The 24,773-nt window shown below is 39.6% G+C and carries 22 protein-coding genes; 21 read left to right on the top strand and 1 reads right to left on the bottom strand.

Going from position 1 to position 24,773, the window contains the following annotated elements:
* Nucleotides 1-58: 58 nt before the first annotated feature.
* Nucleotides 59-346, bottom strand: a complete 288-nt coding sequence (locus ACHUFV_RS26440; RefSeq protein ID WP_394239431.1) for an AbrB/MazE/SpoVT family DNA-binding domain-containing protein — start codon at nucleotides 344-346, stop codon at nucleotides 59-61.
* A gap of 403 nt (nucleotides 347-749) precedes the next feature.
* Between ACHUFV_RS26440 and metG the strand changes: the two genes are divergently transcribed.
* From metG to yabN, 21 genes are all read left to right on the top strand, one after another.
* Nucleotides 750-2,717 carry a methionine--tRNA ligase gene (metG, locus tag ACHUFV_RS26435; protein ID WP_394239430.1) on the top strand — a complete coding sequence of 656 codons (1,968 nt, stop codon included), beginning with the start codon at nucleotides 750-752 and terminating at the stop codon, nucleotides 2,715-2,717.
* 374 nt (nucleotides 2,718-3,091) lie between these two features.
* Nucleotides 3,092-3,859: a TatD family hydrolase gene (locus tag ACHUFV_RS26430; protein ID WP_394239429.1), complete on the top strand. Its 768-nt coding sequence runs from the start codon at nucleotides 3,092-3,094 to the stop codon at nucleotides 3,857-3,859.
* 239 nt (nucleotides 3,860-4,098) lie between these two features.
* Nucleotides 4,099-5,277: a ubiquitin-like domain-containing protein gene (locus tag ACHUFV_RS26425; RefSeq protein WP_394239441.1), complete on the top strand. Its 1,179-nt coding sequence runs from the start codon at nucleotides 4,099-4,101 to the stop codon at nucleotides 5,275-5,277.
* A 331-nt stretch (nucleotides 5,278-5,608) separates the two neighbouring features.
* Nucleotides 5,609-6,169: a ribonuclease M5 gene (gene rnmV, locus ACHUFV_RS26420; RefSeq protein WP_394239428.1), complete on the top strand. Its 561-nt coding sequence runs from the start codon at nucleotides 5,609-5,611 to the stop codon at nucleotides 6,167-6,169.
* Nucleotides 6,162-7,040, top strand: coding sequence for a 16S rRNA (adenine(1518)-N(6)/adenine(1519)-N(6))-dimethyltransferase RsmA (gene rsmA, locus ACHUFV_RS26415; protein ID WP_394239427.1), 879 nt, complete (start codon nucleotides 6,162-6,164; stop codon nucleotides 7,038-7,040). Before rnmV ends, rsmA begins: the two co-directional genes overlap by 8 nt.
* A 166-nt stretch (nucleotides 7,041-7,206) precedes the next feature.
* Nucleotides 7,207-8,088 carry a sporulation peptidase YabG gene (gene yabG, locus ACHUFV_RS26410; RefSeq protein ID WP_394239426.1) on the top strand — a complete coding sequence of 294 codons (882 nt, stop codon included), beginning with the start codon at nucleotides 7,207-7,209 and terminating at the stop codon, nucleotides 8,086-8,088.
* A gap of 305 nt (nucleotides 8,089-8,393) precedes the next feature.
* Complete coding sequence (veg, locus tag ACHUFV_RS26405; protein ID WP_150442937.1) at nucleotides 8,394-8,657, top strand: biofilm formation stimulator Veg; 264 nt, start codon at nucleotides 8,394-8,396, stop codon at nucleotides 8,655-8,657.
* A gap of 180 nt (nucleotides 8,658-8,837) precedes the next feature.
* Nucleotides 8,838-9,017, top strand: coding sequence for a small, acid-soluble spore protein, alpha/beta type (locus ACHUFV_RS26400; protein ID WP_394239425.1), 180 nt, complete (start codon nucleotides 8,838-8,840; stop codon nucleotides 9,015-9,017).
* Nucleotides 9,018-9,514: 497 nt separating this feature from the next.
* Complete coding sequence (gene ispE / locus ACHUFV_RS26395) at nucleotides 9,515-10,384, top strand: 4-(cytidine 5'-diphospho)-2-C-methyl-D-erythritol kinase (RefSeq protein WP_394239424.1); 870 nt, start codon at nucleotides 9,515-9,517, stop codon at nucleotides 10,382-10,384.
* Nucleotides 10,385-10,445: 61 nt separating this feature from the next.
* On the top strand, nucleotides 10,446-11,273 hold the full coding sequence (purR, locus tag ACHUFV_RS26390) for a pur operon repressor (RefSeq protein WP_394239423.1): 828 nt from the start codon (nucleotides 10,446-10,448) through the stop codon (nucleotides 11,271-11,273).
* 22 nt (nucleotides 11,274-11,295) lie between these two features.
* Nucleotides 11,296-11,670 carry a 2-iminobutanoate/2-iminopropanoate deaminase gene (gene ridA, locus ACHUFV_RS26385; RefSeq protein ID WP_394239422.1) on the top strand — a complete coding sequence of 125 codons (375 nt, stop codon included), beginning with the start codon at nucleotides 11,296-11,298 and terminating at the stop codon, nucleotides 11,668-11,670.
* A 177-nt stretch (nucleotides 11,671-11,847) separates the two neighbouring features.
* Nucleotides 11,848-12,138 carry a septation regulator SpoVG gene (spoVG, locus tag ACHUFV_RS26380; RefSeq protein WP_071393072.1) on the top strand — a complete coding sequence of 97 codons (291 nt, stop codon included), beginning with the start codon at nucleotides 11,848-11,850 and terminating at the stop codon, nucleotides 12,136-12,138.
* A gap of 253 nt (nucleotides 12,139-12,391) precedes the next feature.
* On the top strand, nucleotides 12,392-13,765 hold the full coding sequence (gene glmU, locus ACHUFV_RS26375) for a bifunctional UDP-N-acetylglucosamine diphosphorylase/glucosamine-1-phosphate N-acetyltransferase GlmU (protein WP_394239421.1): 1,374 nt from the start codon (nucleotides 12,392-12,394) through the stop codon (nucleotides 13,763-13,765).
* 16 nt (nucleotides 13,766-13,781) lie between these two features.
* Nucleotides 13,782-14,738 (top strand): ribose-phosphate diphosphokinase, encoded by a 957-nt coding sequence (locus ACHUFV_RS26370; protein ID WP_394239420.1) that lies wholly within the window; start codon nucleotides 13,782-13,784, stop codon nucleotides 14,736-14,738.
* Between the two features lie 280 nt (nucleotides 14,739-15,018).
* Nucleotides 15,019-15,657, top strand: a complete 639-nt coding sequence (locus tag ACHUFV_RS26365) for a 50S ribosomal protein L25/general stress protein Ctc (RefSeq protein ID WP_394239419.1) — start codon at nucleotides 15,019-15,021, stop codon at nucleotides 15,655-15,657.
* A 207-nt stretch (nucleotides 15,658-15,864) separates the two neighbouring features.
* Nucleotides 15,865-16,422 (top strand): aminoacyl-tRNA hydrolase, encoded by a 558-nt coding sequence (gene pth, locus ACHUFV_RS26360; RefSeq protein WP_394239418.1) that lies wholly within the window; start codon nucleotides 15,865-15,867, stop codon nucleotides 16,420-16,422.
* Nucleotides 16,423-16,560: 138 nt separating this feature from the next.
* The gene (locus ACHUFV_RS26355) at nucleotides 16,561-16,791 is read left to right on the top strand and encodes an anti-sigma-F factor Fin family protein (RefSeq protein ID WP_394239417.1); all 231 of its coding nucleotides are present in this window, start codon (nucleotides 16,561-16,563) and stop codon (nucleotides 16,789-16,791) included.
* A 394-nt stretch (nucleotides 16,792-17,185) separates the two neighbouring features.
* Entirely contained in the window at nucleotides 17,186-20,722 is a 3,537-nt protein-coding gene (mfd, locus tag ACHUFV_RS26350; protein WP_394239416.1) for a transcription-repair coupling factor, read from the top strand.
* Nucleotides 20,723-20,920: 198 nt separating this feature from the next.
* The gene (gene spoVT, locus ACHUFV_RS26345; RefSeq protein ID WP_394239415.1) at nucleotides 20,921-21,457 is read left to right on the top strand and encodes a stage V sporulation protein T; all 537 of its coding nucleotides are present in this window, start codon (nucleotides 20,921-20,923) and stop codon (nucleotides 21,455-21,457) included.
* 239 nt (nucleotides 21,458-21,696) lie between these two features.
* The gene (locus ACHUFV_RS26340; protein ID WP_394239414.1) at nucleotides 21,697-23,310 is read left to right on the top strand and encodes a putative polysaccharide biosynthesis protein; all 1,614 of its coding nucleotides are present in this window, start codon (nucleotides 21,697-21,699) and stop codon (nucleotides 23,308-23,310) included.
* A gap of 4 nt (nucleotides 23,311-23,314) precedes the next feature.
* On the top strand, nucleotides 23,315-24,772 hold the full coding sequence (gene yabN / locus ACHUFV_RS26335) for a bifunctional methyltransferase/pyrophosphohydrolase YabN (RefSeq protein ID WP_394239413.1): 1,458 nt from the start codon (nucleotides 23,315-23,317) through the stop codon (nucleotides 24,770-24,772).
* Nucleotide 24,773: the final 1 nt, after the last annotated feature.

Here is a 24,773-nt window from a genome sequence, read left to right as displayed (position 1 = left end):
CAATTCCTATATAATAAAAAGGGCTTCTCGAATTGAGAAGCTTTTTCAATGAAGAATATTATTTATTAGCTAAATCAAAGTTTTGCTGGATTTCTTTAATAAGTCTTTCAGCGCCTTCTCGACTTAGAATTAGCTTGCCGCCTGCTAATTGTAAATTGTCATCTGATACTTCACCAGTTACTTGGCAAGTCATATTTGGCTTATACTTTTTAAGGATGATACGATCATCATCAACATAAATTTCTAATGCATCCTTTTCTGCTATACCAAGCGTACGTCTTAATTCTATAGGAATGACAACACGTCCAAGTTCATCAACTTTACGAACAATACCAGTAGATTTCATTATTCCTCTCCACTCCAATCTAGTATATTATCTATCTATTTTTTGTTTTTTCGTCAAAATTCGACAATTCTCTTGCTTTTTCATCATAGCAACTATTCCAAAAAACGTCAATTACTTTATTTCCCTATAATATTGTAAAAATTTCCAATAGCGGCTTATAACTAGTTACGTTAGATTATAACAGTACTAATGTTATTTTACAAAAAATAACTCTCAAACGGCTAGGACCAATTTTTTCCTTATTATTAATTACTAGAAGTGAAGGTTAGTTTACTGGTATGGTGTCAATACTTTTAAAATAATATATATATTCATTCTGAAAGTATTTTGCTGGTGCCATTTTAAGAGATATAATGGAAGATGGTATATTTGACAGAGGTTGATTATAAAGGAGGCAAAAAGCATGGGAGAACAGAGAAAAACCTTTTATCTAACAACTCCTATCTATTATCCAAGTGGAAATCTACATATAGGGCATGCCTATACAACCGTTGCCGGTGATGCAATGGCAAGGTATAAGCGCATGCGGGGTTATGATGTTATGTACTTAACCGGAACCGATGAGCATGGTCAAAAGATACAGCAAAAGGCACAAGAAAAAGGTATTACTCCACAGCAGTATGTGGACGAAATTGTATCAGGAATAAAGGACCTTTGGCAAAAGCTTGATATCTCTTATGATGATTTTATTCGGACAACTGAGGAACGTCATAAAAAGGTAGTAGCTGATATCTTCGAAAGATTATTAGCACAAGGCGATATTTATTTAGGTGAATACGAAGGCTCCTATTGTACACCTTGTGAATCCTATTTTACTGAAAGACAATTAACGGAAGAGGGAAACTGTCCAGATTGCGGCAGACCTGTCCAAAAGGTAAAAGAGGAATCCTATTTCTTTAAAGTAAGTAAATATGCAGACCGTCTGCTAGCATACTATGAAGAAAATCCTGAATTTATTCAGCCGGAATCACGAAAAAATGAAATGATTAATAACTTTATTAAGCCTGGTTTGGAGGATTTAGCTGTTTCCCGGACAACATTTGATTGGGGAATCAAAATCCCAAGCAATCCGAAGCATGTGATATATGTATGGATCGATGCATTAACGAATTATATTACAGCACTTGGTTATGGTTCAGAAGACGAAACCAAGTATCGGAACTATTGGCCGGCAGATGTTCACTTAGTAGGGAAGGAAATCGTCCGTTTCCATACCATTTATTGGCCGATTATGTTAATGGCGCTGGATCTTCCATTACCGAAAAAGGTATTTGCACATGGATGGCTGTTAATGAAGGATGGCAAGATGTCAAAGTCAAAGGGAAATGTCGTTGACCCGGTTACGTTGATTGACCGTTATGGACTTGATGCCTTGCGCTATTATTTATTAAGAGAGGTTCCTTTTGGGGCAGATGGCGTGTTTACACCAGAAGGCTTTGTTGAGCGGTTAAATTTTGATCTTGCAAACGACTTAGGTAACCTTCTTAACCGTACAGTGGCTATGATTAATAAATACTTCGACGGTGTCGTCCCAGCATACAACGGATCAACAGGTGAATTTGAAGAGAAGTTACTTGAAGCAAATCACTCAACATTAGCAAAATATGAAGAGGCAATGGAGAAAATGGAGTTCTCCGTAGCTTTGACGGCGCTTTGGCAATTGGTCAGCCGGACAAATAAATATATTGATGAAACTCAGCCTTGGCAGCTGGCAAAGGATACAGAGAATCAGTCCAAGCTTGCAGATGTTATGGTCCATTTAGTTGAGTCACTAAGAAGAACAGCCATCATGCTTCAACCATTCTTAACACAGGCACCAAAACAAATTTTTGCCCAGCTAGGTGTGGAAAATGAAGCATTAACAACATGGAATAGTCTAGAACAATTTGGCCAAATTGGAGAAGGCATCAAGGTTCTGAAGGGTGAACCGATTTTCCCTCGTCTGGATCTTGAAGAAGAAGTTGCTTACATCAAAATGAAAATGCAGGGACCCTTACCTGCTGTTGAAGAAAAGAAGGAAGAAGTGGCAGAAGCAGTACCAGAAGTGGATGAAATCACAATTGATGACTTCATGAAGGTAGATTTACGTGTTGCAGAGGTTGTGGAGGCCGAGCCAGTTAAAAAAGCGGATAAATTGTTAAAGCTGCAATTAAACCTAGGCTATGAAACGCGTCAGGTAGTTTCAGGAATTGCTCAGTACTACAAACCGGAAGAGCTTGTTGGTCAAAGAGTAATATGTGTGACAAACCTAAAGCCGGTTAAGCTCAGAGGCGAATTATCGCAAGGAATGATTTTAGCAGGTAGTAAGGACGGGAAGTTAGCTTTAGCTACCGTTCCAGAAAGTCTGCCACTCGGTTCAAAAGTAAAATAAATCATCAGATGGCGGGGGTGGATATCCCCGCTGTCATTTTTTATAATTTACTTTGTTAGACTATGTTAATGATAATTCAAGGCATTTCTTTAACATGATCTACTAAAAGATTCTTATTTATTGGTAAAGAAACTGTATTTATTGTAAAGGTATGGTAATATTGTCGAATATCGTTTCACGTGGAACATCATGTGAAGCCTTTTTTATATTGAGTATTTCAATTAGTTTCTAAGTTTTAATAAGTTATATCTATATGTTTTCTGGGATTTTTCTATGAATATAGATTGTCTATACAAGTTTCTTCTATTATATAGATACAGGTTTGATACAAATGTAATGAAAAATTAATAATTTTTGTGGAAGGGGAGTTTGTAATGCTTTTTGATACACATGTCCATTTAAATGCTGAGCAATTTGAAGAAGATTTGGCTGAGGTAATTGACAGGGCTTTACAAGCAGGGGTAGAACGTATGCTTGTTGTTGGGTTTGATCGTCCAACAATCCAAAGGGCAATGGAACTTGTGGAAGCCTATGATTTTCTTTATGCGTGTGTCGGCTGGCATCCAGTTGATGCAATTGATATGACTGATGAGGATCTGCTATGGATTGAAGAATTATCAGCACACCCCAAGGTTGTGGCGCTTGGTGAGATGGGGTTGGATTATCATTGGGATAAATCTCCAAAGGATGTGCAACAGGATGTTTTTAGGAGACAAATTCAATTGGCCAAAAGGGTGAAGTTGCCAATTGTGATCCATAATCGTGAGGCAACCTCAGATATTATGACCATCCTGAAAGAGGAAGGTGCAGACGAAGTAGGAGGCATCATGCACTGCTTTAGTGGCAGTGCTGAAACAGCATTGGAATGCATTAAATTGAACTTTTTAATATCGCTAGGCGGCCCGGTTACATTTAAGAATGCAAAAAAACCAAAAGAGGTGGCAAAGGTAGTTCCACTCGAAAAGCTATTGATTGAAACGGACTGTCCATACTTGGCTCCGCATCCAAATAGAGGAAAAAGAAATGAACCTGCCTATGTAAGGCTAGTGGCAGAGCAAATAGCTGAATTGAAGGAAATTTCCGTGGAAGAGGTTGAAAGAATCACAACTGAAAATGCAAAAAAATTATTCGACATAAACTGATAAGATTTACTGTCGATTTTAGCAGATGGTTGTCCAAAATATTCCGATTTCTCTAAAGTTCTACACGTCTCCTTGTCTTTATATAATAACCTTGTCGATAACTCACACTTTACTTTTTTGATAAGTCTTCAGCATAATAGGAACTAACCTTGAGGAAAGTAGTGGGGTTGACAGCAGGTAAGATTGTTTATATAATCACTCGAAGAGAAAAGGAGGCGTTTTTCATCGGGATTCAGCACATGAAAAACCTGTTTTCCAAGCTTGTTAACACCAAAAAATTGTCTATAATTATTGCGAGTTTCATAGTTTTGCTGTTTTCAGCAGGTTTTATTACATATGAAACCACAAAGCATTCAGTGACCCTATCGCTTGATGGGAAGGAAAGGGTCATAAAAACACATGCAACAAACGTTCAAGAGCTACTTGAAGAAAAAAATATATCGTTACAGTCTAAGGACTATTTGTTTCCCTCGAAAAATTCTAGGGTAACAGACAATTTAAAAGTTGTTTGGAAATCGGCAAAACAGGTTAAGTTATCAACAGTAAATGAAGATAAGACGGTTTGGACGACAGCTGTTACAGTTGACGAATTTTTAAAGGAACAGAGCATCGAAGTAAATGAGTTTGATCAAGTAAAGCCCAAATCTAGTACAATTTTGCAAAAGGGCATGAATGTAGTAGTCAATAAAGCATTCCCACTCACCCTTAATGACGGTGGAGTAGTGAAGGACGTATGGTCCACTTCGACTACGGTCGCTGACTTTTTACATCAACAGGGAGTTACACTAACAGAGCTAGACCGGGTGGAACCAGGTTTAGACAGCGCTGTTTTAGAAAATGGCATGGTAAATGTCATTAGAGTAGAAAAAGTCACCGATGTAGTGGAAGAACCATTAAGCTTTGCTGTAGTCACTCAGAAAGATGAAAATTTAGACAAGGGGTCAGAAAAGATTTTGACACCTGGTCAAGAAGGACTTGTTTCAAGAGAATATGAGATTACAAAGGAAAATGGACAAGAGGTTTCTCGATCCGTATTGAAAGAGACAATCATAAAGGATAAGGTAGACCAAGTTGTCGCTGTAGGTTCAAAAGAGATTGTTCAAGTCGCTTCCCGTGGAGCGGAAAGCGGAAGAGAAATATATGTTACTGCCACTGCTTATACGGCAAGCTGCAGCGGTTGTTCCGGGACTACTGCAACTGGAGTGAATCTTCATGCCAATCCAGGTGCAAAGGTAATTGCTGTTGATCCCAGTGTGATTCCACTTGGTTCAAAGGTATATGTTGAAGGCTATGGTTATGCTATTGCAGCAGATACCGGTGGAGCTATTAAAGGAAATAAAATTGATGTGTTTATTGCCTCAAAGCAGGATGCTTATCAATGGGGAAGAAAAACAGTGAAAATAAAAATTCTAAACTAACCAAGATGCAGGGGATTTTTTCCTCTGCGTTTTTTCTTTTTCATTACTTGAGCTATAATAAGGATTGTATTTATATATATAGACGTAACAGATTACAAAAATGTTTCATTTTTTTTGCAATTTTATTTTATTTTTTTTTGACTTGTTAAACTTGGTTGTTGATTTCCGTTTCAGGCACTTCGCGCACCTTAGGGCGACCGTCGAGCCTCCTCGACACTCCGTGTCTGCGGGGTCTCGACTGTCTCGCTTCTCCCGCAGGAGTCTTCGTGCCTTCCACTACAATCAACAAGCGAACCAAAATTAACAATTTTCTTTAACATAGGGAGGCACAATGAAAATTAAAGAAATCATAGTTGTCGAGGGTAAGGATGATACGACAGCCATTCAACAGGCGGTTAACGCCGATACAATTGAAACAAATGGATCAGCTATTAATGATGAGACGATTGAAAAAATAAAGTTGGCCCAGCAAACGAGAGGCGTAATTGTGTTAACAGATCCTGACTTTCCCGGCCAGAAGATCCGCAATATCATTTCAGAAAGGGTTCCAGGCTGCAAGCATGCGTTTATTCCAAAGGAGATGGCCATCCATAAGCGTGGGAAAGGGGTCGGAGTTGAACATGCCTCAGCTGAAACAATTAGAAGGGCATTACAGGATGCCCAATTAATGCAGGCAGAGGCCGTGGAGGAAATCACAAATGAGGATCTAATCACAGCAGGCTTAATTGGAGGCAGTGGGGCAAAGGACAGAAGAGAAAAGCTGGGACGATTACTTAAAATCGGTTATACAAACGGAAAACAGCTTCATAAACGACTAATGGTATTCGAGATAAGCAAAGAGAAATTTATTGAAGCCGTAGAGGTTATCCGTAAGGAGGAACAAGATGCATAGAGATGTTGCAACACCTGGAAGAACAAAGGGAATTTTACAGAAATACGGATTCTCCTTTAAAAAGAGCTTAGGACAGAACTTTCTAATTGACACAAATATCTTAAGAAATATTGTAGACAACGCCGGTTTGACAGCTGAATCAGCAGCAATTGAAGTGGGACCAGGTATTGGTGCTTTAACAGAGCAGCTTGCCAAAAGGTGTAAAAAAGTAGTTGCCTTTGAAATTGATCAGCGGCTGCTTCCTATACTTGAAGAAACATTGGATCCCTATGACAATATAAAGATTATCCACCAGGACGTGCTTAAGGCAAATGTCCAAGAGGTCATGGAGCAGGAATTCTCCGGACTGGATGATGTAATGGTTGTGGCTAATCTGCCATATTATGTGACAACACCAATTATCATGAAATTATTAGAGGAGAGGCTGCCGATTCGTGGCATCGTTGTTATGCTGCAGAAGGAGGTAGCAGATCGGATTTCTGCAAAGCCAGGGACAAAGGACTATGGTTCATTATCAATCGCTATCCAGTACTATACAGAGGCTGAGACGGTTATGATTGTTCCGAAGACTGTTTTTATACCACAGCCTAATGTAGACTCGGCTGTCATTCGATTGACGAAACGGAAAGAACCACTTTTTCCTGTCATAAGTGAAGATTTCTTTTTCACCGTTACAAGAGGAAGCTTTGCTCAACGGAGAAAAACGATACTAAATAATTTAATGAGTCAGCTTCCAGAAGGAAAACTGAAAAAAGACAAGATCCTTTCTGCGTTGCAGGAGGCAGAAATCGAGCCTGGAAGAAGAGGTGAGTCATTGTCGATTGAAGAGTTTGCTCGCTTAAGTGATGCTTTATATCCATTTTTTAACTAAAACACTCTGATAAGGGTGTTTTTGTTTTAAGCACCATTTTAACGGGGGGCAGCTTTTATTAAATTCACAGATGACTGGACTGCTGCATATTTTATGTCAGAGGTATTTTAGAGGTATCGGTGCTTTAAGCATTATATCCGCATGCTGACAAAATGGAGTGGAGCCAATGAGTATTAAAAAAATGGACATTGTTGGCAGAAAGTCTTATCATTGTGATATTTTATTTCGAGTAATTGATATTAAAGGTGACAGTCATAATAAGATTGCTATTTTATATGGTCAGGATTATCGCCTAATTGCAGACGCTCCTTTTGAGGATTTAGTCATCGTGAATCAATCTGAACGGACAAAAAAGTCAATGCAGTTCCGTTCGCTGGAGGAGCAATCTCTGGAGCTATTTCGTCAGGATATAGATCTATTAAAAGAGAAGCATGAATATGAATCAACGGGTGGATATTCCAAGTTGTTAAATTACTTTCAGATCCCTGGGAAGGTGCTTCACTTGGATGGAGACCCTATCTATTTAAAAAAATGCTTAACCCTCTATGAAAAAATTGGTATTCCGGTAAATGGAGTTCATTGTAATGAAAAGGAGATGGCCGCCAAAGTCGGCCAATTAATCGACCATTACCGCCCAGATATTTTGGTTGTTACAGGACATGATGCATATTCAAAGGCAAAAGGTGATATGAGTGATATAAATTCTTATCGGCATTCGAAGGACTTTGTTCAAACGGTCCGAGAAGCACGAAAGAGAATTCCCTCTTTGGATCAACTAGTTATTTTTGCAGGTGCATGCCAGTCCCATTTTGAATCATTAATCCACGCAGGTGCAAACTTCGCCAGTTCTCCTTCCCGAGTGAACATTCATGCATTAGACCCAGTTTATATTGTGGCAAAAATTAGTTTTACACCATTTATGGAGAGAATCAATGTCTGGGATGTACTAAGAAATACATTAACGGGTGAAAAGGGGCTTGGCGGCATTGAAACAAGGGGGATTTTAAGGACCGGTATGCCGTTTAATGGGCATGTCGATCAAGAATAAGCCGTTCGTAATTAGAAACGGCTTATTTGTTTTTATAATAACTTGAAAGGTTTGAACCGAATGTGAACCTGTCGCATATACTACATGAGTTACTTAGGTAAGATATTCTCTGATTGTGGTGAAATCACGTTGGCAGGTCCATACATATTTTGATTTAAATAGGGAAAGATATTATTGTAGAAAAAAAAAGTAATTTGTCTATCAATAGTTATTGACATTTATTTTTAAACACTGTTATAATTTATATTTTTGGTTGACTTTTTTGCTCCATTGTTGTATAATTTTCCATAGTGAGGTGGACCGAAATGGCAAAAACTTTAACGGATATAAAAAAGGCTCTTGATTCAAATTTAGGAAAAAGACTTTTGCTCAAGGCAAACGGTGGAAGACGTAAGACAATTGAGCGTTCGGGAGTTTTAGCAGAAACTTATCCTTCTGTGTTTGTAATTGAACTAGATCAGGAAGAAAATGCTTTTGAACGTGTTTCATATAGCTATGCAGATGTTCTAACAGAAACAGTACAAATTACGTTCTACGAAGATACATCAGGACAGGTTGCTTTAAGTTAATAAACGTAAAGTGATGGAGACATCACATTTCGGTAAGCGTAAGATGAGCCGATGAGAAGGCTTTATTTTTTTTCTTCTCATCGGCTCATCTTATTTTTTATTGCAAAAATAGGCATTTATAATTGCTTCACTACGGTCTCATACTACATAATGCCGGGATGATGAAAGGAGCTGTTAAGGTTGGGCAGAAGAAGGGGAATCATGCCAGAGGGATTAAAAGAGGAGCTTGCGAAGGAACTTGGTTTCTACGATGTCGTTCAAAAGGAAGGCTGGGGCGGCATTAAAGCAAGGGATGCAGGCAATATGGTCAAACGTGCCATTGAAATAGCTCAACAGAATCTTTTAAACAATCGACGTTAGACTCTTTTCAATGCCGCAGGTTACAAAACTTTAGTAACGAACTTATTCAACTTCATTCAGCGATAGTCCTCCACTTCTACAAGTGTGGGATGAATGCAAATTGATCTTCGGTTCAATGAGGGTTTAAACCTCAGCTGAATGAAGTTAAGCCTCCGGCGGATGTCTCGGATTTTTTAAAGGTAATTTATCGAGCGAGCTCGATAAAAATCCGGACGCAAATTCGACGAGCGAATTTGATCTAAAATGGATTCATCACGGCCAGCCGGAGCAATGCTCCGGCTGTTTTTATACAAAGAAACGTCACTATTTAAAGAGAATTATATGGATATATTGTCTTCCAGTCACTATTTTGTGGTAAAATAGGACAAAAACTGGAGACGTCGAATTTTGTCTAGCGGAATTCGTCTTACCATTAGTTAAGAAGATAGACAATGCACGGTACTCTGTCTAGATAAAGCAGCTAATGGTAGCTTTCTACATAAAGGTTGGTGGAATTATTGAAGCTTTTAGTAAAAGCACCGGCAAAAATTAATTTGTCATTAGACGTTTTACATAAGCGTCCCGATGGTTATCATGAGGTAGAGATGATTATGACAACCATTGACTTGGCCGATCGTCTGGAATTGACTTTATTAGATCGTGATGAAATTAGAATTATTTCACACAATCGCTTTGTTCCGGATGATCAAAGAAATTTAGCCTATCAAGCAGCACTTTTGTTGAAGAATCGTTTTTCTGTTCACAAGGGAGTAGCGATTACGATTGAAAAAACAATCCCTGTTGCTGCCGGCTTAGCGGGTGGAAGCAGTGATGCAGCAGCTGCTTTAAGGGGCTTAAATAAGCTTTGGAACTTAGGCCTGACAATACATGAATTAGCTGAACTCGGGGCGGAGATAGGGTCAGATGTGTCCTTTTGCGTTTATGGCGGAACAGCATTAGCAAAGGGTCGTGGAGAGGTAATTACACCCCTGCCGGCGCCTCCTACCTGTTGGGTTGTTCTAGCGAAGCCCTTTATTGGCGTATCAACAGCAGATGTATATCGCCGTCTAGAACTGTCAACCATCACACATCCAAATACAAAGTCAATGATTCAGGCAATTGAAGCGAATGACTTCTCAAGTGTTTGTGCAAACCTTGGAAACGTGCTTGAAGATGTGACATTAAGGCTTCACCCGGAGGTTGCCCAAATCAAGGAACAGATGAAACGCTTCGGTGCTGATGCTGTTTTAATGAGCGGAAGTGGACCAACTGTATTTGGACTTGTTCATCATGATTCGAGGATGCAACGAGTATATAATGGACTAAGGGGTTTTTGTGATCAGGTTTTTGCTGTTCGAATGCTTGGAGAACAACATACCCTTGATTAAATCCGTATATTAATGTTATATTAACATTAAATCATTCGGATTTTAAGGGAGGTATTCTTGGGTGAAATTTCGTCGCAGTGAACGTCTGATTGATATGACGGAGTATTTATTAACTCATCCCCGGCAATTAGTTCCTCTAACGATCTTTGCAGAACGATACAGCTCGGCAAAATCCTCGATAAGTGAGGATTTAGCTATTATTAAAGAGGTGTTCGAGGAAAGAGGAATTGGCACTTTGCAAACGGTTGCAGGTGCAGCGGGAGGAGTAAAGTTTCAAGTTCAGGTGGACAAAGAGGAGGCCCTCTGCTTTATTAGAGAGCTTTGTGATCTCATGACAGACCCGGGAAGGATTTTACCAGGAGGCTATCTATTCATGAACGATATCCTAGGTAATCCGGCTATTGTACAAAAGGTAGGGAGAATGATTGCATCTGCCTATGTCAATACGGAAATTGATGTGGTCATGACTGTTGCTACAAAGGGAATACCGCTTGCCTATGCTGTGGCCAGTTATTTAAATGTTCCGGTAGTGATTGTCAGAAGAGATAGTTTAGTAACAGAGGGGCCGACTGTAAGCATTAACTATGTATCCGGGTCATCGAAAAGGATTCAGACTATGGTCTTGTCCAAGCGAAGTCTTGCAGAAGGATCAAATGTTTTGATTGTCGATGATTTTATGAAGGCTGGAGGCACGGTGAACGGAATGGTTTCAATGTTGGAGGAGTTCCGTGCTAATGTAGCTGGAATTGCTGTGCTTGTTGAAGCAGAGCAGGCAGACGCCGATGAACGTTTAGTAGATAATTATCTTTCTTTAATTAAGCTGTCAGAGGTTGACTTAAAACAAAGACAGATTAACGTAATAGAGGGAAATTATTTTCAAAATAATTAGCAGATGATTAGGAGGAATACAAATGAAAGTAGTAAGCACAACAGAAGCACCTGCAGCAATTGGACCCTATTCACAGGGGATCATCGTGAATAATGTTTTTTACAGCTCTGGGCAAATTCCATTAACGGCAGAAGGTGAAATGGTAAATGGGGATGTAAAAGAACAGACACATCAAGTATTCAAAAATCTTCAAGCAGTTCTAAAGGAAGCGGGAGCTTCACTGGAAACGGTTGTGAAGACAACTGTTTTTATTAAAGACATGAATGATTTTGGTTCAGTTAATGAAGTTTACGGTGAATATTTCCATACGCATAAGCCTGCTCGATCATGTGTAGAGGTGGCGCGTTTACCTAAAGATGCATTAGTAGAAATTGAAGTAATTGCGCTCGTCAAATAAGACGGGCGTTTTTTGCTTCAAATAGGCATACCATCACTGCGTAAAAGAATAGATTATGATAATTTTGAAATTTTTTCCTACTTTTTTGAAAAAAATATTTAACTTAGCAGGAATTAAGAAAATTCTGTTGAATTATTATCTTAGTTATTAAATCTTTGTGCAAAGGTGGTGAACAAAATGGAAGTAACTGACGTAAGATTACGCCGTGTTAATACGGATGGACGCATGAGAGCGATCGCATCTATTACGTTGGATAACGAGTTTGTTGTTCATGATATCCGCGTCATTGATGGAAACAATGGTTTATTTGTAGCAATGCCAAGTAAACGTACACCAGATGGTGAATTTCGCGATATCGCCCACCCAATCAACTCGGGAACACGCGGTAAGATTCAGGAAGCTGTTTTAGCTGAGTATCATCGCTTAGGCGAAGTAGAAGTAGAATTTGAAGAAGCTGGAGCTTCATAGAAATTAAAAGTATGTATACATCTAGAGCCTTCTTCATAAGAAAGGCTCTTTTTTTTTGATGATTGCCTCCACTATTATTACAAAACGTAAACCTCGTCAAAGCCTCAATGAAGCTATTCCCCCTTCAGCTCATGGCGACCAATCCTTCAGATATGATTACATAAAAAGGTTGGTTATTTATTTCTTACCTTGAAAAGAAGCGTTAATTAAGATATATTTTAAAATGGATAAAAAGGTAATTGGAGGCCTGTTCATGCTTACTCGTTATGCAATCATATTAGCCGCGGGTCAAGGGACGAGAATGAAATCGAAGCTATATAAAGTCCTGCATCCTGTTTGCGGCAAACCTATGGTTCAACATGTCGTTGATCAAATATCGAAGCTTCATATAGATAAAACGGTTACGATTATTGGCCATGGGGCAGAAATGGTAAAGGCTCAACTAGGTAATCAAAGTGAATATGTTCTGCAAGAAGAACAGCTTGGAACTGGTCATGCTGTTATGCAGGCCAACGAATTACTTAGCGGGAAACAAGGAACGACTCTTGTAGTATGCGGTGACACTCCTCTAATTAAAGCTGAAACGATGGAAGCACTTTTTAAGCATCATGAGGAAAAGGGAGCAAAAGTCACAGTCTTAACAGCTCAAGCAGATGATCCGACCGGCTATGGCCGAATCGTGAGGAATGAAGCAGGTTTGGTTGAGAAAATCGTTGAGCATAAAGACGCATCTGATGAGGAACGATTAATTGCAGAAATCAATACTGGAACGTATTGTTTTGATAATCAGGCTCTATTCAAAGCATTAAGTGAAGTCACGAACGATAACGTTCAAGGTGAATATTATTTACCGGATGTGATTGAAATCTTAAAAAACAAAGGTGAAGTGGTAACGGCCTTTAAAACGTCTGATTTTGCTGAAACGCTTGGGGTTAATGACCGGGTTGCCCTTTCAGAAGCAGAGCAAATCATGAAACAGCGTATTAATCGTCAGCATATGAGAAATGGAGTTACCATCATCGATCCGTCGAATACCTATATTGGAGCAGATGTTGTAATTGGAACGGACACAGTTATTTTGCCGGGAACGATGATTATTGGTAAAACGATTATTGGCTCTGATAGTCAAATTGGTCCAAATAGTGAAATAAAGGACTGCCAAATTGGTGATGCTACAGTCATTAGACAGTCTGTTGCCCATGACAGCCAAATTGGCTCCCATGTCAATATCGGTCCATTTGCCCATATTCGACCTGATTCAGCGATTTATGATGATGTGAAAATAGGCAATTTTGTCGAAATCAAAAAGGCTGTATTCGGAAAAGGCAGCAAAGCCTCACACTTAAGTTATATTGGTGATGCAGAGGTTGGCAGCGATGTAAATATTGGCTGCGGTTCTATAACAGTTAATTATGATGGTAAAAGTAAATATTTGACAAAAATAGAGGATGGAGTATTTATCGGCTGCAACTCTAATCTTGTCGCTCCAGTGACGGTTGGGAAAGGTGCTTATGTAGCAGCAGGTTCAACAATTACTAAAAATGTACCTGGTGATGCACTTGCGGTTGCCCGCTCGCGTCAAGTCAATAAAGAGAACTATGTGCAAAAGCTAAATGTAAATAAATAACCATTTGGAGGTTACCATGTCTAATCAGTATTTGGATCCTAATTTAAAAGTATTTTCTTTAAACTCAAACCGGGAGCTTGCCAGCCAAATCGCAGAGGTAATTGGCGTTGAGCTTGGAAAATGTTCTGTTGCCCGTTTCAGTGATGGAGAGATCCAGATTAACATTGAAGAGAGTATTCGTGGCTGTGATGTATTTGTTATTCAATCAACTAATACTCCAATTAACGAGCATTTAATGGAACTATTAATCATGATTGATGCTTTAAAACGGGCTTCAGCAAAAACCATTAATGTGGTGATGCCGTATTATGGATATGCCCGTCAAGACCGTAAGGCACGAGCTCGTGAGCCAATTACAGCAAAATTGGTTGCTAACCTGATTGAAACTGCTGGGGCAACACGTGTTATTACATTAGATTTGCATGCACCACAAATTCAAGGTTTCTTTGACATCCCAATTGACCACTTAATGGGTGTGCCAATTTTGGCTGAATATTTCAAAGAACGTGATTATGGCGGTGACATTGTCGTTGTCTCACCTGACCATGGTGGAGTAGTGCGTGCGAGAAAATTGGCAGACCGCTTAAAAGCACCGATTGCCATAATTGATAAGCGCCGTCCAAGACCAAATGTGGCTGAAGTCATGAATATTGTTGGTAACATAGAAGGGAAAGTTTGTATCCTGATTGACGATATTATCGATACTGCCGGAACGATTACATTAGCTGCCAATGCATTAGTAGAAAGCGGTGCTACTGAGGTATATGCTTGCTGTACGCACCCAGTTCTATCTGGACCTGCTATTGAAAGAATTGAGAATTCAAAGATTAAAGAGCTTGTGGTAACGAACTCTATATCTCTTCCAGAAGAAAAGAAAATAAGTAAAATTAAAAACCTTTCTGTTGCTTCATTATTAGCAGAAGCAATCATCCGTGTACATGAGGAACAATCCGTAAGTATCTTGTTTGACTAAAAATATGTATATAAGGCTTGCTATCCGGCAAGCCTTATATGTAATTTTAGCACAAATGGCAGGTTTTACTTGAATGTTTCGTTTTGAAAATTTAAACTATTTAGTAACTAAGTTTAAATGATCCTGCTTCTTTTTTGATTTGAATGTTTAGACCTCCATGTTTTAGGGAATTTTTATAATGGACGTTGAAATGCAGAAGGTGCCCGCTTATCGACTAAGGATAAGAGTGGATGGTGCCTGTCGCTGCTTGACACTAAAACATTGGAAGGGGCTAGTATTTATGAGTACTGTTCTACAAGCAAAGGAAAGAAATGTTTTTCGTCATTCTGCCTTAAATAAGATTCGGAAGGAAGGAAATATTCCTGGCGTTATTTATGGGTCAAAGACGGAAAATAAGTCCATTTATATAAGTGAAAAGGATCTCATTAAGACGATCAAGGATGTTGGGAGAAATGGCGTAATCTCCTTAGATGTAAATGGAAGCAAGCAAAATGTCATTTTAACGGATTATCAAGCAGACCCATTAAAAAACGTTTTGGTTCATGTTGATTTTCGTGCTGTTGATATGTCTACAGAGCTGAATGCAAATGTAAGAGTGACATTGCTTGGGGATGCGGCTGGCGTGAAAGAGGGCGGTGTTATGCAGCAATCGTTACATGAGGTTTCTGTTACCGCAACGCCAACAAATATTCCACAATCAATCGATGTAGATGTAACGAATTTACAAGTTGAAGAAAAAGTGACCATTTCGGATATAAAAGTGAACTATTCCTCCATTACCTTCAACCATGAAGATGATGAAGTGATAGCTTCCATTCTAGCTCCGCGTCAGGAAGAAGAGATTGATACAGGTGAAAAGCAGAGCGAAGCACCACATGATAATCTGGAACAAACAGATACAAATGGCGGTGAGGAATAAAAGGGTATCCTTGGGTAGTATCTTTGTTTATTGAAACATTCAGAGGTTGTTATAAGAAACGCTAACAGCCTCTGTTTATACTCCTAACGAAAACACCACGTCTTTATTACTGCTAATTCAATTCCTATGATCATCACTTTTTGAAAATATCCTATATAATATATTAGATAGCTGCTAAGAAGAGCAATTAACGTAAGGGTGGGAATCATGAAGCTGATAGTTGGTTTAGGCAATCCGGGGAAACAATATGAACATACAAGGCATAATATTGGCTTTGAAGTGATTGACGCCTTGGCAGAGAGATTGAATATTGCTCTTGACCAGGCTAAATTTAAAGGCGTTTACGGAAAGACCATAATAGACGGAGAAAAGGTTTTTTTACTAAAACCCTTAACCTACATGAATCTATCAGGTGAATCTATAAGTGCCATGATGGATTATTTCGAAATTGACACAGAGGATCTGCTTGTTATATACGATGATATGGATTTACCTGCTGGTAAAATACGCCTCCGTCAGAAGGGAAGCGCCGGTGGTCATAATGGAATCAAATCGACCATTGCCCATGTCGGAACACAGGAATTTAATCGAATCCGGGTAGGCATTAACCGACCGTCAAACGGAATGTCGATCACTGATTATGTACTTGGACGCTTCTCAAAGGAGGAACAGGATTTAATAAAAGGGGCGGTACAGCAAAGTGCGGACGCCTGTGAGGAATGGATTAAGAAGCCTTTTTTACAAGTGATGAATACGTATAATTAACCGAATGATTTCTACAATAATTGGCAATAATAACGATTAGGAAAATAAGCACAGGACCTGTTCATACGCTGGTTATTTCTTGAATAAATGACTTTCAGCATATGGGTTCTGTAATAGAACGTTATTAGGAGGTAAGGAATGGCTATTCATTACCATTGTCGGCATTGTGGGGTCAAACTAGGAACTCTTGAAGCATTTTCTGTTGATTCAGAGAGACTCGGTTTACATACATTATCTGATGAGGAAAGACAGGATATGATTACCTACAATTCTCAAGGTGATATCCAAATCAAATCCATTTGTGAAGACTGTCAGGAATCACTTGAAAAAAATCCACAATATTATCAAAATGACTTCTTAATTCATTAAAAGCTTTGGATTCAGCTCCAAAGCATTTTTCTATTTAAGTTAATCGTAGGACCTTGTTAATTAGTATGTTGATTATAGTTATAGTGGAAGGCACGAAGACTCCTCGAAAATTCTATCGAATTTTCTCGTGCGTGGGCTGATTCGAAGAAGTAATTCAATGTCCTGCGGGAGAAGTGAGACAGTCGAGACCCCGGAGACACGTAGTGTCGAGGAGGCTCGGCGGTCGCCCTAAGGTGCGCGAAGTGCCTGGAACGGAAATCAACAAACTGATTTATTAGGATCAATAATAAGAGACGTAAGAAAATAAACATAAACTAATAAAAAAGATCTAAGAATGTCGAATGTTAACACATTAGATATGAACATGATCATTATTGGAGGGAGGGGCTGCGATATGTTAGGACTAAAGAGCCTGTTTAATCAACAAGAGGATATAGGAAACGTCATAGAGGGCATCGATGCAGGGCTGCATGAGCAGCTTGTTGCAGGGCTGTCCGGTTCTGCAAGAACGTTGATGATCGCTTCTATCTATGAAAAAACGAAAAAGCCAATACTAATAGTAACGCATAACTTGCTACAAGCCCAAAAAATGTTCGATGACCTCGTTTCAGTAATCGGCGAGGATGATGTATTTCTTTATCCTGCAAATGAACTAATTGGAGCAGAAATCAGTGTTGCAAGCCCGGAGCTAAGGGCACAACGTATAGAGGTATTAAATCGTTTATGTGAAAAAAGAAATAGTATCGTCATTGTCCCTATTGCTGGTCTGCGTAAAATCGTACCACCACCTGAAGTATGGAAACGGTATCAGCTGAAGGTTAGGGTTGGGGATGATATAAGTATAGACGAAAAGCTGATTCAATTTGTTGAAATGGGATATGTACGTACTGATATGATTGCCGCTCCAGGTGAGTTTAGTGTTAGAGGCGGTATTATTGATATCTTCCCATTAACGGAAGCAAATCCCATTCGAATGGAGTTATTTGACACAGAGATTGATTCAATACGAACGTTCTCACTGGAGGATCAGCGCTCAATTGAGAAGCTGACAGAGGTTACAATTGGACCTGCAACTGAAATGCCGCTGGAGGATTCACAATACACGACTCTGGTTGAAAAGCTGGAGAAGGGGTTAAGTGAAAGCATTAAAAAGATTAAAGATGAAAAGGCCAAGACACAGCTTGTGCAGAATATTGGATATGAGCTGGAGAAGCTGAGAAATAAACAAAAACCGGAACAGCTTTTTAAGTATTCTTCCCTTGCCTATGACCATGCTGCTAGTTTAGTAGACTACTGTGAGAAGAATGCTATTTTCTTTATTGATGAAATTAGTCGAGTGCAGGAAATGAACGAGTCACTTGAAAAAGAAGAAGCAGAATGGTATACAGGTTTACTGGGTGAAGGAAATATCATTCATGGTATTAAAATGTCACATCAATTAACCGAATTAACTTCGCGTTCAAAGCAGTCGATTGTGTACCTATCAATCTTTTTACGACATGTACCGAATACAAACCCGCAAAACATTATTAATATGACCTGTAAGCAAATGCAGAATTTTCATGGTCAGATGAACGTGTTAAAAGCAGAAGTGGACAGATGGGTAAAAAATCATTATGCTGTTGCTTTCCTTGGCTCGGATGAAGAGCGGGTAAACAGGCTTGAACGAATCCTCTCAGACTATGACATAGAGGCGGTTGTATCGAATCCGGGTGACATGCTTCAAAATGGAAAGGTGCAAATCGTACGGGGTGACCTTCTTACTGGTTTTGAGCTGCCTTTGCACAAGGTGGCTGTTGTAACGGAGGAGGAACTGTTTACCAAACGTGCCAAGCGGTCACCTCGCCGTCAGAAGCTGTCAAATGCAGAAAGAATAAAAAGCTATTCTGAATTAAAAGTAGGGGACCATGTTGTCCATGTAAATCACGGAATAGGGAAATACCTGGGAATTGAGACATTGGTTATTAATGGTGTCCATAAAGATTACTTGCATATCCGCTATCAAGGAAGCGATAAGCTGTATGTACCTGTAGACCAGATCAATCTTGTGCAGAAATATGTCGGTTCCGAGGGGAAAGAACCGAAAATATATAAATTGGGCGGCAGTGATTGGAAAAAGGTTAAGAAAAAGGTCCAATCATCTGTTGAGGATATTGCTGAGGATTTAATCAAACTGTATGCAGAGCGGGAAGCGGCGGTAGGATATGCTTTCAGTCCTGACGGAGATATGCAGCGTGACTTTGAAACGTCCTTTCCATATCAGGAGACAGAGGACCAGCTCCGCTCGATTGTGGAAATTAAGAAGGATATGGAGAAAGAGCGGCCGATGGATCGTCTGCTATGCGGGGACGTTGGATATGGGAAAACGGAAGTGGCCATTCGTGCAGCCTTTAAAGCTGTTGCGGATGGAAAGCAGGTTGCCATTCTGGTACCAACCACGATATTAGCGCAGCAGCATTATCAAACAATGCTGGAGAGATTTCAGGACTATCCTGTAAAAATTGCTCTGTTAAGTCGTTTCCGGACGAGAAAGCAGCAAACAGAAACCATAAAAGGGCTTAAAAGTGGAACAGTCGATGTGGTTGTCGGCACACACCGCCTGTTGTCCAAAGAAGTCCAATACCATGATTTAGGCTTATTAATTATTGATGAAGAGCAGCGCTTTGGTGTCAGCCATAAAGAAAAAATAAAAAGACTTAAAACAAATGTGGATGTACTAACATTAACTGCAACGCCAATACCGCGGACACTACATATGTCAATGCTTGGTGTTAGAGATTTGTCAGTCATTGAAACACCACCGGAAAACCGTTTTCCGGTTCAAACCTATGTGATGGAATACAATGGCGCTTTAATCAGGGAAGCCATTGAACGTGAGCTTGCAAGAGATGGGCAGGTGTATTTTCTCTATAATAGAGTTGAAGATATTGAACGCAAAGCAGAGGAGATTTCCATGCTTGTGCCGGATGCGAAGGTTACCTATGCCCATGGGCAAATGAGCGAGAATGAATTGGAATCCGTCATGCTCAGCTTCTTAGAAGGTGAAAGTGATGTTCTTGTCAGCACAACGATTATTGAAACAGGTGTGGATATTCCAAATGTGAATACCTTGATTGTGAATGATGCTGACAAAATGGGACTTTCACAGCTTTACCAGTTAAGGGGACGAGTAGGCAGGTCGAACCGTGTTGCTTATGCATACTTTACCTATCGAAAGGATAAGGTTCTTACTGAAGTAGCGGAAAGACGATTGCAGGCAATCAAGGAATTTACTGAGCTTGGTTCAGGCTTTAAAATCGCTATGCGGGACTTGTCTATCCGCGGAGCGGGTAATCTGTTGGGTGCCCAGCAGCATGGCTTTATTGATTCAGTCGGTTTTGACCTCTACTCTCAAATGCTGAAGGAGGCAATTGAAGAAAGAAGAGGAAATCCTGATGAAGTGAAGCGTCAGACAGTCGAAATTGATTTGGATATTGACGCCTATATACCAGATTCCTATATAGCTGATGGACAGCAAAAAATTGAGATGTATAAACGCTTTCGCGGTATCAGTGATCTTGATGATGTGAAAGAGCTGCAAGAGGAAATGATTGATCGCTTTGGAGAATATCCGGTTGAGGTGTCATACTTATTTTTAATTGCTGAGATTAAAGTTTTTGCGTTATTAGTAGGTGTAGAATCAATCAAACAAGTCAAAGATGAAGTTACAATCCTTTTATCAGAGGAGAAGAGCGGTACCATGGATGGTCATAAAGTGTTCCAGCTAACGAACCAATACGGAAGAATGGTTGGTCTTGGTATGGAAGGCAGTAAATTCAAAATGGTCCTTTATGTAAAGAAAGCAGCATTGGAAATGTGGTTAAATGCCATCTATGAAATCCTGCAGGGAATGCATGAAATAAAAGAGGATAACGCACCATCTGTGTTGTAAAACAACTTAGCTGAAGCTTCAACTGATGTTTTTAACTTAGTATGGAATTAATTACCATGACAAGAAAAAGTCATTGTAAGTGTATAGAACTTTCCAGATGAAAGATACTAAGTTCAAATATGGCGAAGGTTACATATTGAGGAATATGAACCATTGCCACATGCAAAAAATCATCAGATGAAAGAGAGGCAACGTTGGATGAAAGCAACTGGTATTGTTCGTCGAATCGATGATTTAGGTCGTGTAGTTATCCCAAAGGAAATTCGCAGAACGTTACGTATTCGTGAAGGTGATCCATTGGAGATCTTTGTGGACCGTGATGGAGAAGTGATTTTAAAGAAGTATTCACCGATTAGTGAATTAGGTGACTTTGCAAAAGAATATGCTGAGGCTTTATTTGATAGTTTAGGAAACCCTGTACTTATATGTGATAGAGATAGTTATATTGCAACAGCTGGTGGTTCTAAGAAGGACTACCTAAATAAAAATATCAGCGGCCTCGTTGAGAAAACGATGGAAGAAAGAACTTCGGTATTAATGAACCAGTCTGGAGAAACAGCGCTGGTTGATGGTAACAGCGAGGAAATCTCCGCTTATACCATTGGACCAATTATCGCAAATGGTGATCCAATCGGTGCTGTAATTATCTATTCTAAGGAAGGTTCATTAGGAGAAGTAGAACAAAAAGCAGTTGAAACAGCAGCAGGTTTTCTGGCAAGACAAATGGAATCATAACATGAACATGAGAGTACTTTCAAAAAGAGGCAGCCGAAAAGCTGCTTCTTTTTTATGGCTTTTTGGACAAGCGATTCTAAAGGGAAAATATGCTATAATTACAGACGAATTTAACTTAATGAATGACGTTAGCCTAAGGTGGAAGTCTCAGTTTTTCTAAAGGGAATTTTTATTAAGTAGAATTGATTTAAATACAGACGGAAATTCGATGGCCAAATTTGATCGGAGGGAGATGGGCAATGCAGCCCAAGGATCAAGGAAAGTACTTATTTAGGGGAACACTAATCTTAACAATGGGTGCACTTTTTACAAAAATATTAAGTGCCTTTTATCGGGTCCCCTTTCAAAATATTGTCGGGGATGTTGGATTTTATATTTACCAGCAGGTATACCCCTTTTATGGAATTGCAGTTGTTTTGTCTACATATGGATTTCCAGTTGTCATTTCCAAATTGTATGCCGAAGAAGTCATGAAGGAGGAACAAAGTAATATAAGACAGTTGTTCCTCGTATCCTTGTTCTTTTTATTTGGATTTGGTATCCTCTGCTTTTTGTTTCTATATACAGGAGCAGATTGGTTAGCACGTTATATGAATGATTCACAGCTTGCTGGGTTATTGCGATTAAATGCCTTTATCTTTTTAATCATGCCGATTATTTCTCTCTTCAGGGGCTTTTTTCAAGGCTCCGGATATATGCTTCCTACCGCTGTTTCGCAGGTGAGTGAGCAGTTTATCAGGGTAGTTACCATACTGGTTTCAGCAGTCTACCTTGTACATTTTCAGTATTCTTTATATACCGTTGGCAGTGGAGCGGTTATTGGTTCCATTACAGGAGGAATAACAGCGGCACTTATCCTATTCATTTTTTGGCTCCGCATTCGCAAAAATCAACCTTTACACCCAAATGCAGATGTGTTTAGTCAAAGTGGAAGAATCATAAAAGCATTTACCTTAAATGCCTTACCTATTTGCATCAGCAGTATGCTTCTCATATTGCTTCAATTGGCAGATTCACTAAACCTGTTTTCCTTGCTTGTCGACGCGGGTACAGCTAGCCAGCAGGCAAAGGAGCTAAAAGGTGTGTATGACCGCGGTCAGCCGTTAATTCAGCTTGGGACGGTTGTTGCGACATCCATGTCATTATCACTGGTGCCGCTCATTACAAAGGAAAAAATGCAGAACAATGCCGGTGTCCTTAAAGAGAAGATTCAATTGGCGTTAAAATCAAGTATATTGGTCGGGGTTGGGGCAACAATGGGATTGTGGGGCATCATAAGGCCGACAAATATGATGCTGTTTGAGAATACAGCGGGCTCAGATGTATTAGCTGTTTTAGGTGCCTTAATTCTCCTTGGCTCTATAATCATGACGGTAACTGCCATTTTACAGGGGTTAGGCTTTATTATATTCCCCGCTGTTACGATTATTGGAGGATTTTTGATTAAGTATCTATTGAACCTTCTGCTCGTACCACAGCTTGGGACAATGGGGGCAGCCATTGCTTCGGTGGTCACTTTAACAATGATTTTGGTCGTATTTATGGTTAAGCTACATACAATTATGGGAGAATTCATTATTGATAAATACTTCTATATGGTGGTTCTTGCGGCGGGTATCTGTATGCTAATTGTATTGAACGTTTATTTATATTTGACTAATATTACGTATCAGCTGAGAATTTCAGATAGAATGATAGCCAGTATTCAAGCATTAAGTGCAGTTATCCTTGGAGGATTTACTTATTTGGTGATGATACTAAGGTCAAATGTATTTAAAGAAAGTGAGCTTTCCTTATTACCGTTTGGAAGTAAGCTGATCATGTTCTTACCTAAGAGAAAAAGGAGAGAATGAAGGTATGAAGAAAATGTATATAGTCGGCCTCGGTGCTGGTGATCTTAACCAAATTCCATTAGGTGTCTATAAATTGCTCAAAAGTGGGAAGCCTGTTTTTTTACGGACAAAGGAGCATCCGGTTGTGGCTGAATTAGAGAAGGAGGGATTCCACTATCAATCCTTTGACTCCATCTATGAGAAAAATGAGCAGTTTGAAGCTGTTTATGAGGAAATTTGTGATACCTTACTATCTATGGAGAATTTCGAAGAGGTGATTTATGGTGTTCCGGGACATCCTCTTGTAGCAGAAAGAACGGTTCAGCTTTTATTGAACAGAGGAAAGGAAGCCGGCATTGCACTTGAAGTAATAGGTGGACAAAGCTTCTTAGATGATATTTTTACAGCTCTGCATATTGACCCGATCGAAGGCTTTCAATTATTGGATGCAACGGATTTACGGCTTGAAGAAATTCAGCTGAGGCAGCATATGCTGATCGGTCAGGTCTATGATTCCTTTATGGCATCAAATGTGAAGCTTACCTTTATGGAAAGACTTCCGTATGATTATGATGTATACATAGTAACAGCGGCAGGAAGCAAGGAAGAAAGTATCCGAAAGGTTCAACTAGTCGAGCTTGACCGTGAAACGGAGTTAAGTAATTTAACCTCCGTCTATATTCCACCTGTTACAGAGGAAACGGTTCTTTATAAGGACTTTAACAAGCTGAGGGCCATTATTGCTGAACTGCGGGGGCCAAACGGATGTCCTTGGGATTTGAAGCAGACACATGAATCCTTGAAAAAGTATCTAATTGAAGAATCTTACGAAGTGATTGAGGCCATTCAGGAAAAGGATATCGATCATCTCATTGAAGAGCTAGGTGATGTGTTATTGCAGGTTCTTCTTCATGCCCAAATCGGTGAGGATGATGGTTATTTTTCGATTGATGATGTGATTGAAGGGCTCTCAGCCAAAATGGTACGCCGCCATCCGCATGTCTTTGGAGATAGGATAGCTGAAACAGCAGAGGATGTTGTGAAGAATTGGCAGGAAATAAAGCAGGAAGAAAAGGGTGAACAGATTACCTCTATCCTGGGTGAGGTAGGAACCTCACTGCCGACGATTCTACGTTCCTTTGAGCTTCAGAAAAAGGCCGCTAAGGTTGGCTTTGATTGGCCGGATGTTAGCGGGGCATGGGAAAAGCTGAAAGAGGAGATTGGGGAATTTGAACAGGAAATCAAGGATAGCAATACTGAACAAGCTGTAAAAGAATTTGGCGATATTCTGTTTGCCCTTGTAAATATTGCTCGTTTTTACGACATTAACCCTGATGAAGCCTTATTTATGACAAATCAGAAGTTTATTCGCCGTTTTCAATATATAGAGGAAAAAGTAGAGGCGAGCGGTAAACCATTTACAGATTATCGACTGGAGGAGCTTGATCGCTTTTGGGAAGAAGCGAAAAAGGCCGGATTATAAG

The sequence above is a fragment of the Niallia oryzisoli genome (assembly GCF_043641075.1).
Classification (GTDB): Bacteria; Bacillota; Bacilli; order Bacillales; family Cytobacillaceae; genus Bacillus_BD; species Bacillus_BD oryzisoli_A.
This window is presented reverse-complemented; position numbering and strand designations above follow the sequence as displayed.